13 protein-coding genes and 2 pseudogenes are annotated in these 11681 nt (G+C 43.3%); 5 read left to right on the top strand and 10 right to left on the bottom strand.

Going from position 1 to position 11681, the window contains the following annotated elements:
• Positions 1-243, top strand: a 243-nt coding sequence (locus THEPK_RS13440) for a hypothetical protein (RefSeq protein WP_042701125.1), incomplete at its 5' end; no start/stop codon positions are given.
• Positions 244-481: 238 nt separating this feature from the next.
• Positions 482-673: a hypothetical protein gene (locus THEPK_RS13145; RefSeq protein WP_156882176.1), complete on the top strand. Its 192-nt coding sequence runs from the start codon at positions 482-484 to the stop codon at positions 671-673.
• Between the two features lie 429 nt (positions 674-1102).
• On the opposite strand, the gene THEPK_RS08955 is transcribed toward THEPK_RS13145, so the two are convergent.
• The 3 genes from THEPK_RS08955 to hpkB form a co-directional block, all read right to left on the bottom strand.
• Complete coding sequence (locus tag THEPK_RS08955) at positions 1103-1798, bottom strand: metallophosphoesterase family protein (protein ID WP_042701127.1); 696 nt, start codon at positions 1796-1798, stop codon at positions 1103-1105.
• Between the two features lie 35 nt (positions 1799-1833).
• Positions 1834-3105, bottom strand: a complete 1272-nt coding sequence (locus THEPK_RS08960) for a TIGR04013 family B12-binding domain/radical SAM domain-containing protein (RefSeq protein ID WP_042701129.1) — start codon at positions 3103-3105, stop codon at positions 1834-1836.
• Between the two features lie 68 nt (positions 3106-3173).
• Positions 3174-3377, bottom strand: coding sequence for an archaeal histone HpkB (gene hpkB, locus THEPK_RS08965; RefSeq protein WP_042701131.1), 204 nt, complete (start codon positions 3375-3377; stop codon positions 3174-3176).
• Positions 3378-3425: 48 nt separating this feature from the next.
• Between hpkB and THEPK_RS13615 the strand changes: the two genes are divergently transcribed.
• The 3 genes from THEPK_RS13615 (at position 3426) to THEPK_RS08975 (ending at position 5819) form a co-directional block, all read left to right on the top strand.
• Positions 3426-3569, top strand: a complete 144-nt coding sequence (locus THEPK_RS13615; RefSeq protein WP_232194570.1) for a hypothetical protein — start codon at positions 3426-3428, stop codon at positions 3567-3569.
• Between the two features lie 246 nt (positions 3570-3815).
• Complete coding sequence (gene rbcL, locus THEPK_RS08970) at positions 3816-5150, top strand: type III ribulose-bisphosphate carboxylase (protein ID WP_042701133.1); 1335 nt, start codon at positions 3816-3818, stop codon at positions 5148-5150.
• A 90-nt stretch (positions 5151-5240) separates the two neighbouring features.
• On the top strand, positions 5241-5819 hold the full coding sequence (locus THEPK_RS08975) for a thymidine kinase (RefSeq protein WP_042701135.1): 579 nt from the start codon (positions 5241-5243) through the stop codon (positions 5817-5819).
• Between the two features lie 114 nt (positions 5820-5933).
• Here THEPK_RS08975 and proC read toward each other — a convergent pair whose 3' ends face one another.
• The 7 genes and pseudogenes from proC to THEPK_RS09010 form a co-directional block, all read right to left on the bottom strand.
• A complete protein-coding gene (proC, locus tag THEPK_RS08980) occupies positions 5934-6713 on the bottom strand; it encodes a pyrroline-5-carboxylate reductase (RefSeq protein WP_042701137.1) in 780 nt (259 codons plus the stop codon).
• A gap of 12 nt (positions 6714-6725) precedes the next feature.
• Positions 6726-7172: an alanyl-tRNA editing protein gene (locus THEPK_RS08985; protein WP_042701139.1), complete on the bottom strand. Its 447-nt coding sequence runs from the start codon at positions 7170-7172 to the stop codon at positions 6726-6728.
• Between the two features lies 1 nt (position 7173).
• Entirely contained in the window at positions 7174-8193 is a 1020-nt protein-coding gene (gene asd, locus THEPK_RS08990; protein ID WP_042701141.1) for an aspartate-semialdehyde dehydrogenase, read from the bottom strand.
• A pseudogene (gene thrC, locus THEPK_RS08995) lies at positions 8193-8813 on the bottom strand (threonine synthase); the annotation flags it as partial. The pseudogene thrC and the gene asd, both read right to left, overlap by 1 nt.
• A 260-nt stretch (positions 8814-9073) precedes the next feature.
• Positions 9074-9631: pseudogene (locus tag THEPK_RS09000) on the bottom strand (threonine synthase); the annotation flags it as partial.
• Positions 9628-10503: a homoserine kinase gene (locus THEPK_RS09005; RefSeq protein ID WP_042701143.1), complete on the bottom strand. Its 876-nt coding sequence runs from the start codon at positions 10501-10503 to the stop codon at positions 9628-9630. The pseudogene THEPK_RS09000 and the gene THEPK_RS09005, both read right to left, overlap by 4 nt.
• Positions 10454-11554: an aspartate kinase gene (locus tag THEPK_RS09010; protein ID WP_042701145.1), complete on the bottom strand. Its 1101-nt coding sequence runs from the start codon at positions 11552-11554 to the stop codon at positions 10454-10456. Before THEPK_RS09010 ends, THEPK_RS09005 begins: the two co-directional genes overlap by 50 nt.
• Positions 11555-11681 lie beyond the last annotated feature (127 nt).

The following is an 11681-nucleotide window of genomic DNA, read 5'->3' on the forward strand; positions in this document are numbered from 1 at the left end:
AAATTTCCAGTAAAAACAATACTGGCAATACTCCTCTTTAAACAATACTACAACCTACCCCTCAGAGACGCCCAGCACTACGGCAGAAATTCTTCGGAGCAAACATTCACTACTCAACCCTCCACAACTGGGAGAAAAGCTGAACCTCGAAGAACTGACAAACCACCTCCTGAAAAACTCCAGAAATTACCCTACGCCAGCACTCAAGCAGACTCAACCATTATTACAAATAAAAAAGGGTAGGATAGAAGTTCAGGCAATAACGAGAATCCTGCCGGGTTTACTGTATCCGGTTGCTGTGAAGATCACAACTTCTGAGAACGAGCTGATTGAACTCCTGCCGGGGGTTCTGGGAATTTTATGCTGATGGGGCTTATGATTCAAAGAAAGTTCTGAACACTGTGGTGGAAAAGGGTTATCGGCCGATTGTTAAGAAACTAAGAACGCTCCAGGTGGTTTTGGTAGTAAGAAGAGAGACAGAGTGTTTTCTGAAGAAGAGTACAGGCATAGGAATCCTCATGAGGGGTTCTGGGGTGCGTTTACAACGTGGTTTGGCAGTAGGATCCCCTGTTTTCTGAAAAAGACTACTGTAACCCGAATCCTGCTTGGGGTAATGTGTTATGGTCTGAAAATCCTCCTCAGAGTCAAATACTGTTTAAATAACAGGGGGTGAAACTAAACACGCCCCTTTGAAGGGTCAATAACAAAGCTTTCAAAGGCCTTTAATTCAAGCTTTTTTGAGAGTGTTAAACGTTAATAAGGGTTTCAAAACTCTCGAAATTTTTAATGCACATTTTTGTTCATGGGACTTCCGGAGTGAAGTTAAGACTCTAAATTTGATTTAATTCCTCTAAAAAACTTTAAAAGCGGAAAAGTTCAATTTCCACGAGGAGGGAGTATGTAAAAAGCTTTCAAAGCGCTCCGTTTGAAATTTCGAAAAAATTTCGTTACAAAAATTCTAAATTTTCATAACTTTTTGTTTGATAGTAACTTTTGGTTATTAAAGACTTCCAAAACGATTAAAAAGCTTTAAAATTCAATAAAAGGCTTTAAAAAAGAGAAACACAAAAACAAACCCCTAAAAACGAGTACCGAAAAATCTTCAATATCCTTCATAAAGTCTGTACGCTAGAAACTTGGGTAAGCCAGCCTCAATTATTTTCTTGGCTGCAACATCAACATCATACTCTACTCTCTCAAAGATAACCTCATTGGTTTCAGTGTCTATGAAAGCATAGGCCGCTCTCCAGTCACCGTCTCTTGGTTGGCCCACTCCACCGGGATTAATTATTCTCCTTCCCCCTATCTTTTTGAGCATCTGCATGTGGGTATGGCCAAGAATAAGGTTTTTCTCTTTGAAATATTTTAAAATCTCTACGAATTCGCTATCGGGTAGCCATGGAAACACATACTCATCCAGCGGAGCCCTTGGAGAGCCATGTATTATGAGAAAGCTTTCATCTTCAACTCTATATAACTGCCTCACAGGAAGTTTTCGAATAAACTCTAAATTTTCAACTGTCATCACTCTTTCGTGCCATCTTATTGCCTCCCTTGCGTAGGGATTAAAGCCCCAACTTATGCCAAAGGCAACTGCATTGTCGTGATTTCCTCTCACGCAAAGAATTTCCCTCTTCTCCATTTGCCCCTTGAAGAATTCCACAACTTCATTGGGATTTGCCCCGTAACCAACAAGGTCGCCCATACAGAATATAACATCTGCCTTTTTCACCTCTCTCCACACAGCCTTTAAGGCTTCGAGGTTTGAGTGGATATCACTCACGAGAGCTATCAGCATGTTATCTACTACACACCAAAGATTAAATCCTTTTCTCAGCAGACTTCCTTAACCCTTCCAAAATAGCTCGGACTCTCCTCGTAGAACTCTTCTATAAGCCTTTGTAGCCTCTTTGAGAGCTCTATTTGAACTCCCCAAGAACCCTCAATGTAGCCCTTAGCCGCCATCCTTCCAAGGAACTTTTTCATCTCCTCACTGAGGGGCGAAGGCCTGCACCTTGCCCACGGGGTTCCGGGCAAAGGCATGAAATAATGAGCCCTGACCTTTCCACCCTTTCTCATTATCCATTCCATGAACTCAATACTCTTTCTCTGGCTTTCCTCAGTTTCATTTGGGAGGCCAACTATAAAATCAACAACCGGCTCTATGCCGTATTCGAGCATGTATTCAACCGCCTGTCTCACGTGCTCCGTTGTATGGAGGCGGTGCATGGCCTTAAGCATCCCATCATCGCCGCTTTGGGCACCTATTGCCAGTCTTCTGTTGTCCGCATATTTTAAGAGAAGTTCGAGAGTCTCAGGCTTAACAAACTCCGGCCTCACCTCGCTTGGAAAAGTCCCGTAGAAGAGCCTTCTTCCCTCTTTTCTAAGGGGCTGGAGAGCTTTTAAAAGGGCTTCAAGCTTGTCTAACCTTAACACCGCCCCCGGACTTCCATAAGCGAAGGCATTGGGGGTTATATAGCGCATGTCCTTCATCTTTCTTGAGTATTTCACAATCTGGTCAATTGGCCTGTGCCTCATGCGGAAGCCCTTTGCATAGGGGGTCTGGCAGTAGTAGCAGCCAAAGGGGCAGCCCCGACTTATCTCTATTGGAGCTATAAAATGGGAACTTTCGGCAAATGGAGGGAACCTTGTGAAGTCTTCAACCTTTGCGAAGCCAGTAAAGACGAACTCGCCGTTGAGGTAGAAGGCAAGCCCCTTAATTTCCGCGAGTTCTTTTGTTATCCTAAAATTGTTTCTTTTGAGAGCAGATAAGAGCTGAAATATAACCTCCTCTCCTTCCCCCACAACAGCTATATCAAATCCCATTCTCAACGTATGCCTTGGCATTGCGGTTGCATGATAGCCTCCAGCAACTAAGAGAGCATTGGTTTTTTCTTTTAGGAGCTTAACTTCTTCCTGAACATTCCATATCTCCTCAGTAAAGAAAGAATAGAGGACTAATTTGGGCTTTGTCTTTAAAATTTCATGGAGATCTTTAGTTATTAAGAGCTCACCAATGTCAAAACCCTGGCTCTCCAAAGCCCCTAAGAGATGTACAAAAGCATTGTGATTGCGGCGTGTCATTCTAATGGCTATCTCATGCATGGTAAAAACTCAGAAAGAGGTTTAAAATATTTATCTCAAACTATAAAAGACAAAAGAAAGAAAGGCCATCAAGCCTTGATAGCTAGTTTAATGTCATCTGCCTTGACGGTCTTTCTGCCAGCGTGCTTTGCAAGGTCAACGGCCTTCTTAGCGATTTCCAAGGCCTTCTCCTCAAGGTGCTCGGCCATAACCTTTGCAGCCTCTTCACTAACTCTTGGTGCACCAGCCTTTCTAATCAACCTATCAATTGGGGCAATTGGCAACTCAGCCATACCCAACACCTCCTAAAGTTGTGTAAATTGGTATTTGCATTTTATTTTATGAAAGAAGTTATATATAAACCTTTCGGAAAAGGGGCCCTTTTAGGCAAATACTCGGATAGTCACCATACATTTGGGGATAGTTACAACATCTCACCAGTTGCCAAAGAGAGTGAGAAATTTTATAGGGTTTGCTCCCTATAGTTCAAAAATAAAGGAATCCCCACAGTTGCTGATTTATTTTATATTCATCATGTTTTAGTTTTATATTTAGCATCATCTATAGCATAGGTTCTTGAAAAATATTGGAAAGCATATGAGAGTTTAGCAAAAGAAAATCACAAGCCGAAACAGCCATTGTCACAATTTTTCTCGTTCCACATATGTGTCCCGCAATAGTTATATATTATCCTCTGTAAATTCTATTCTATAAAGAATGAGGTGGTAAAAATGCCAGAGAAGTTTGATAAGATATACGACTACTATGTCGATAAAGGTTATGAGCCCAATCTCAAGAGGGATATTGTGGCTGTTTTTAGAGTAACCCCCACTGAGGGGTATACTATAGAGCAGGCTGCCGGCGCAGTGGCAGCAGAAAGCTCCACAGGAACATGGACAACCCTCTATGGGTGGTATGAAAAGGAAAGGTGGAGCGACCTTTCAGCAAAGGCATATGAGTTCCATGACATGGGGGATGGAAGCTGGATAGTGAAAATCGCTTATCCAGTTCACGCCTTCGAAGAATGGAACCTCCCCGGCCTGCTAGCATCAATAGCAGGCAACGTATTTGGGATGAAAAGAGTAAAGGGACTAAGACTTGAAGACCTTTACCTACCTGAAATAGTGCTTAGAGACTTCAGCGGACCCAATAAGGGGATCAAAGGGGTAAGAGAGATTCTAGAAATTCATAAGAGGCCTATTTATGGTGTGGTTCCTAAACCCAAAGTTGGCTATTCTCCCGAAGAGCTAGAGAAGCTCTCCTATGAGCTCCTATCGGCCGGAGCAGATTACATGAAAGATGATGAAAATCTAACAGGCCCCTGGTACAATCGTTTTGAAGAGAGAGCAGAGGTGATGGCAAGAGTCATAGACAAAGTAGAGGCAGAAACTGGAGAGAAAAAGACATGGTTCGCCAATATAACAGCAGATATTAGAGAGATGGAGAACAGACTTGAAGTCCTAGCTGAATACGGCCTTCCCCACGCCATGGTGGACGTTGTAATAGTTGGGTGGGCCAGCTTGGAGTACATACGGGATCTAGCAGAGGATTACGACATCGCTTTACATGCCCACAGGGCCATGCACGCTACCTTCACAAGGAATCCCTACCATGGAATCTCAATGTTTGTCCTTGCAAAGCTTTACAGAATCATAGGGCTTGACCAACTTCACGTTGGAACTGCGGGAGCCGGAAAGCTTGAAGGCGGAAAGTGGGATGTTATCCAAAATGCAAGAATCTTGAGAGAGAAACACTATAAACCAGATGAAAACGATGCTTTCCACCTAGAGCAAAAGTTCTATCACATCAAGCCAGCATTCCCCACAAGCTCTGGAGGGCTTCACCCCGGAAACTTACCTGCAGTTATAGATGCCCTCGGAACAGATATAGTTCTCCAATTGGGAGGAGGGACACTGGGACACCCAGATGGACCTGCTGCTGGAGCTAAGGCAGTTAGACAGGCCTTGGATGCCATTATGCAAGGAATATCACTAGATGAGTACGCCAAGACCCATAAAGAGCTGGCAAGGGCCCTCGAAAAGTGGGGGCATGTGACCCCAGTTTGACGGATTTTCTCTCTTCTTTTTGTCTCTTATTCGAACGCTACCTCCAAAAGCCATTTATTCTCTTTTACTGACTTGGGGATGGTGAAGTTCATGCATCCAGAGGGATTCTTAGAAGTTATCACTGGTCCCATGTTCGCCGGAAAGACGAGTGAACTCATTAAGAGGATCGAGAGACAGATATTTGCAAAGAGAAAAGCGGCTCTTTTCAAGCCATCGATAGACAACAGATACAGCGAGGACAAGGTTGTAGCCCATAATGGACTAAGTTACGAAGCCTTTGTTATACCGACTACGGAAGAAGGCGTTAAAATGATATATCAGAAAACTAAGGAGGAAGGGTTTGAGGTTATAGGCATTGATGAAGTACAGTTCTTTCCGATGTCAGTAGTAGAAACCCTCAACAAGATGGCAGATGAAGGTATTTATGTGATTGCTTCTGGGCTCAATTTGGATTTCAAAGGTGATGCCTTTGAGGTGACAAAAGAGCTCCTGGCAATGGCCGACAATATAGTGTATCTAACCGCCATATGCAGTGTCTGTGGAAGGGAAGCCACAAGAACTCAGAGATTGATAAACGGGAAGCCTGCGCCACGAAACTCACCAAGAATACTCGTGGGTGGAATGGAGGCTTATGAAGCCAGATGCAGAAAGCATCACATAGTCCTATAAACTTACGAGAGTCGCTTCATGATTTTTGAATCTTGCTATTTTATTTTCTCACAAAACCAGTGAAACCCAAAAACAGGTAATATACATAATATATTATAAAGAAATAGCAAACCATTATTCCAGTTCAAGAGACAATATCTTCGATTTCTTTGTTGCAGCGTCTACTGCTTTCATGAGTGCAGTTCTTATTCTGCTGTCCTCCAGTTCAAAAATGCCATCTATTGTTGTCCCTCCCGGGGTTATTACCATGTCCCTAATCTGCGCTGGGTGAAGATCAGTCTCCAAAAGGAGCTTGGCTGTTCCTAAGAGCGTTTGTGCAGCTGCCAGCAGGGCAACATCCCTTGGCAATCCCACTCTTAACCCACCGTACATAAGGGATTCCAAAAAGACCGATACATAAGCAGGGCCGGAACCACTCAGTCCCGTTATTGCATTCATGTGCTCCTCTTCAATTTTAATGCACCTACCAAAGGTTTGGAAGATCTCCTCAACAAGCCTTATTTCTCTTTCATTTAAGTCATCGGTGGCGTAGGCAGTGAAAGACTCCCCCACCAAAACCGCTATATTCGGCATGGCCCTCACAAACTTTGCATTGGCTGAGATTTTTAGGCTCTTTAATGGTATACCTGCAGCAAACGAGATGACGATTTTTCCCTCAATTGCCTCTTTGATCCCCCCAAGAACTTTTTTGATTTTGTTTGGTTTCACACTCAGTATTACTACCTCCCCAGCCTCCGCAGCTTTTTTGTTGTCTTTCATTACCTTAACACCATATTTCTCGAGCCATTTAACTTTCTCAATTTTTCTTCTCGTGGCTATCACTTCATACTTCTCTGAGAGTGCTTTAGCAACAGCACTTCCAATTGTTCCAGCCCCAATAACCGTTATTTTCATGCTCTCACCAGCTTAAATAACGTCAAAGCTTATTTCAAGAAGTTCCTTTGATTTTCTAAACCTGACCTTTCTGATTTTTATCCTTCCTATCTCTCCCGTGGTGTTCGTATGCTCCTTGTTGCATGCGTTTACATTCCAATTTTCAATAACCACAACTTTCAGAGTTTTGACCTCCTCGGGGATTGGGAAGAGATCGTACATGTCTTCCCCAAATCGCCTTTCTGCCTCATCTCTTGGTAGAGTATAAACTATCACCGGAACATTTTCTTTGATCTTTTCGTTGGCAAGTCTCTCAATCTCCATGATTTCCTCTTTTGTTGGCTTTCTGTTGAACTGGACTGTCAACCTTCCATGGTTTCCCTTAACATAAACAGCCGCCGTCCATTTGGCCTCCTCCCCAAGAACCTTTACCACGGCTCCTTTAACAACATGTAAAGCAGTGTGCGTTCTAACTTCCATTTTAATCCCCCAAGATTCCCTTTCTATATGCAAGTTCAGCGTTTAGGATAGAGCCTCCAGCAGCACCCCTAATAAGGTTGTGTCCCAGGGTAATATATTTAATCTTTCCTTCTCCTATCTTCTCCACTCTCCCAACTACAACACTCATCCCTCTTCCCAAGTTCCTATGAAGCCTTGGTTGCGGGATTTTTCTGTAAACAAGCGGTTTTGCATATGATGGGAGGCCGAGACTCTTTAATGGGTCAAACACATCAAAAGCCTTCTTAACTTCCTCTGCACCAATGTCTTCAGCTACTTCAACAAAAACCGCTTCAGTATGACCATGCAAAACCGGGATCCTTGTAGAGAATGCACTGATCTCAAAATCAGCGGGGGTTATTTTACCATTCTCAAGTTCTCCAAGGATTTTCCTCGATTCATTCTCGATTTTCCACTCCTCTTTTTCAATGTAAGGGATCACGTTATCAAAGATCTGCATAGCTGAAATGCCCCTAAACCCGGCTCCACTTATGGCCTGCATTGTTACAACGTTGACATTCTTTATTCCAAACTTTAAGATGACTTTAAGAGAAAGAACGAGTATAGCTGTGGAGCAATTTGGGTTTGTAACAATAAATCCCTCCCAATTGCGCTTTTCTCTTTGAATTTCGATTAAGCTTAAATGCTTCTCGTTAACTTCAGGAACCAAGATTGGTACATCTCCTTCATACCTGTGAGCTGAGGCATTGCTGAAGACAGGCACTTTTTTAGCTAGTTTCTCTTCCACATCCCCGGCAATTGAAGAGGGCAATGCCGAGAAGACCAGATCCACATCTGGATTTTTTAGGAAATCCTCTAAGCCCTCAACCCTGATTTCTCCGATTTTTTCGCTAACTTCCCACTCAACTATCTCTTTGAATTTCCTCCCCTTTGACCTTTGCGAGGCTATCAAGCGCTTTACTTCAAACCAAGGATGAGCCTCCAAGAGCTTCACAAACCTCTGTCCAACTAGGCCTGTAGCGCCTAAAATTGCTACCTCCATTAAAGAACCTCCCTAAATGCTTCCAAACTTGGTTCTATCGGTTCTGGAAGCTTAAAGTTTTCTATTATTACATTTGGGTCTTTTAATCCATGTCCAGTTGTAATTAAAACGTAGCTCTCGTCCGGCTCAATCCGGCTAAGTTCTTTCAGCTTAATCAATCCGGCCAGGGAAGATGCCGAGGCTGGTTCGACAAAAATTCCCTCCTTTGATGCGAGCAGTTTTTGTGCATTGAGAATCTCCTCATCACTCACACTTTCCAAAAGTCCTTTGGATTCTTCAACAGCCCGCCAAGCCCTGGGCCAGTTGGCCGGATTCCCAATCCTTATTGCCGTGGCAACTGTCTCGGGATTTCTAACCGGTTCAAACGGCTTCCCTTCTTTGAAAGCTTTTGCTAAAGGTGATGCTCCTTCTGCCTGGATTCCAATCATTCTGGGCAAATTCTCAATAAAGCCAGCATTATAAAGCTCCTTAAATCCCTTCCAGATTGCCGAGATATTGCCAGCGTTTCCCACTGGAAGAACTACATTATCCGGAACAAACCCCAACTGATCGAAGATCTCAAAAGCTATGGTCTTCTGGCCCTCTAGGCGGAATGGATTTATTGAATTTAGCATGTAGACCGTTCTGCCTACCCGTAAAGTGTGTGTAGGGTGTTAATTTCGTAACGGGTAGGCTTCCAGCCTCCCGTCTTCATTGGCTGGCTTTCGGGGGGAACGGAGACTCCCCACATCTTCAAGGCTCTCGACAGTCCCCATTCGGGCTTGACAAACCCCACATTCTGGGAACTGCTTCACCACAAGGAAGTATAATTAGAGACTATTTAAAAATTACGGAAAACAAAAGAATTCAAAAGTTCCATTTATCACTACCTATGAAACAGCCCCAGTTCCTTACTTGCCTCCACCACAACCCTCAGCGCATCATCAAAGTTCCCCCTAACCGGAACTACCCTTGCACCGTAGACTATTGCCTGTGCAAGCTTTCCTAGCGCAATTTTTCCACTTGGAACTAGAACATAGGCCTTTATGTTTGCCTTAGCACCATATGCTGCTAAAGAAGCTGAGGTATTACCTGTGGAGGCACAGATTACCTTAGAGATACCAAGCTCCAAGGCCTTGCTAACTCCAACCGTCATTCCCCTATCCTTAAAAGAACCCGTCGGGTTGGCACCCTCATTTTTGACGTAGAGCTCCTTCATACCAAGCTCCTCTTGCAGGTTTTCCAAGCGATATATGGGTGTTCCTCCTTCATTAAGCGAAACCAGTTTTTCAGCCGGGATGAAGCTTTTGTATTTCCAAAGAGTTATGTTTTTACCGTTAAACACGTTTTCAGCTTTGTCCAAATCAACAAGAACTTCAAGCAATCCACCACATTCACACCTATACCTGACTTCCTTTGGATCGTATTCCTTTCCACATTCTATACATCTCAAAATCATTCCGCTCCTCCTCCTACTTTGCTAATAAAGTATTCAGCATTAATTCCCTCCTCTTCAAAGGCCTCTACAATTGCTTTTCCAATCTCATCAAGGTTTTCACCTAAAGCAAACATCGCCGGGCCAGATCCGGATAAGGAGACTCCGTAGGCCCCGCTCTCTAATGCTGCTTTCCTAACCTTGTCGAACCAAGGGATTAGGGGTTTCCTATAGGGAATTGCTAAATAATCATCTAACAATTTTCCAACTTTTTCTATGTCGCCATTTTCTAAAGCTAAAACCAAGGAACTTGCTAAGGCTAAATTTCTTACTGCATCGCTCAATGGGACGTATTTTGGTAAAACTTCTCTCGCCCTTTTAGTGCTCACTTCCACTTCTGGCAATACTACAACTAACTCGAGCTTTGCATCTATTTTGAATACTTCGAGAGGAAATAGGGATTTTAAGATTACAAATCCTCCAAACAGTGCTGGAACTACGTTATCTCCATGGGGAGTTCCAGAGGCTACCTTCTCCCCCTCTAAAGCTGCCCTTAAAATAATCTCCTTATTATCTATATCCAAAAGCCTTGCAATCGCTAAAGCTCCCCCTAGAGCAGAGGCTCCCGAACTTCCAAGCCCACTTTTTGGTCTTATTCCCTTTTTGAGCTTCATCTTAAAGCCGCTTTCAATTCCTACTTGCCTTAAGAGGGATAAAGCCGAAATAGAGGCAGCGTTCTTATTTGGCTCCTCTGGAACCTTATAACCCTTAACTTTTACTTCAATCTCCTCACTTAGCTCAACCCTAATGAAATCCCTCGGCTTTTCTAGGCAAAGACCAAAGACATCAAATCCTGGTCCAAAGTTTGCTATCGTTGCTGGAACTGAAACCTTCATTGAAAATCACCTCGTGTAAAGCATTTAAAGAATCTTCAAGCTCCTCTCTCCTCACCAGAAAGGAGACCCAGTTTTTGCCTCTCTTGTAAACCGGAGCATTAAAGTCCACTTCTTCCAGGCCTACAACCCCTATACATGCAAAGCTGTCGTTAAGAGGCTTGTGGGCTAGTATTGGTACCCCCCCACTGATATCAGAGATAAGCGTTCCTAAGCGATGTCCATTGGTCTTTCCAAGAATTACGGGTAGCCTGTCTCTGACAGGGCCAATAGCTCTCTTTTGCAAAGCCCTCATTCCAAGCGTTGAGGCAATCAAAGCTTCATCATACGAGACAAATGGGATTAACTTAGCGTCCCTTACCACCTTTGGATCGGCGGAATATATTCCCCTTACGTCGCTCATAATCAAAACGGCCCTTGATCCTAAAAGCGACCCCAACACAGTCGCTGTATAATCACTGCCCCCTCTTCCAAGCGTTGTCCTGAACCCTTTATAACTTCCTAAAAATCCCGTAACCACTGGAACTTTTCCTTCATTTAGCATTCTTTCAAGAATCTTTACTCTTTTCGCCGTTTTGGGAAAGTCCACCCTTGCATTCCCAAAGCTTCCATCTGTTTTAACTACATGGAAAGCATCTATTGCCTCAGCTTCTATTCCAAAATTTCTGAGAGCACTTGCGAAGAGCATCACCGAGAGTCTTTCCCCAAATGATAGAACATGATCCACGTAGGCACTTTTATTCGGAAATCTTTCCTCACTTTTTAGCACCAAGGCAAGCTCTCTAAACAAGGGATCAAGTAAACTATGGTCGATTCCAAATTTATCACACATGTTGTAATGCATTTTTGTAATCTGCTGAACCACCGAATCATCCTTACTTTTTGCCAGATGCAAAAGAGCGTCCGTGACCCCTTCGAGTGCTGAAAGCACAACCATAACCTCATTGTTTCCATAAAGCCTCAAAACAAACTCTAAAGCCTCATTAAAAGAGTCTCTAATGGATCTTCCTCCAAATTTAACAACTATCCTTCTGTTGGAGAGTTTGTAAATCACCCATTTGAATCACCTCTCCTTGGGTTTTCTTTATCAAATATAAAGTTTTACAAAAATTTTTTGAACTTCTGACAACCTTTACTTGAATTCAGGCACCGATGTTGCCACTTTAAACAATTACAGCATC

Origin of the sequence: Thermococcus sp. PK (assembly GCF_000430485.1) — an archaeon.
Lineage (GTDB): Archaea > Methanobacteriota_B > Thermococci > Thermococcales > Thermococcaceae > Thermococcus_A > Thermococcus_A bergensis.

Coding starts and splice junctions, on each gene's coding strand:
- proC (WP_042701137.1), bottom strand. CDS start 6,713: ATGAAAATAACGGTTATTGGGGCTGGAACAATTGGAAGTGCTGTTGCT.
- THEPK_RS08975 (WP_042701135.1), top strand. CDS start 5,241: ATGCATCCAGAGGGATTCTTAGAAGTTATCACTGGTCCCATGTTCGCC.
- hpkB (WP_042701131.1), bottom strand. CDS start 3,377: ATGGCTGAGTTGCCAATTGCCCCAATTGATAGGTTGATTAGAAAGGCT.
- THEPK_RS08955 (WP_042701127.1), bottom strand. CDS start 1,798: ATGCTGATAGCTCTCGTGAGTGATATCCACTCAAACCTCGAAGCCTTA.
- THEPK_RS08960 (WP_042701129.1), bottom strand. CDS start 3,105: ATGCATGAGATAGCCATTAGAATGACACGCCGCAATCACAATGCTTTT.
- THEPK_RS13615 (WP_232194570.1), top strand. CDS start 3,426: ATGAAAGAAGTTATATATAAACCTTTCGGAAAAGGGGCCCTTTTAGGC.
- THEPK_RS09005 (WP_042701143.1), bottom strand. CDS start 10,503: ATGAAGGTTTCAGTTCCAGCAACGATAGCAAACTTTGGACCAGGATTT.
- THEPK_RS08985 (WP_042701139.1), bottom strand. CDS start 7,172: ATGGAAGTTAGAACGCACACTGCTTTACATGTTGTTAAAGGAGCCGTG.
- rbcL (WP_042701133.1), top strand. CDS start 3,816: ATGCCAGAGAAGTTTGATAAGATATACGACTACTATGTCGATAAAGGT.
- asd (WP_042701141.1), bottom strand. CDS start 8,193: ATGGAGGTAGCAATTTTAGGCGCTACAGGCCTAGTTGGACAGAGGTTT.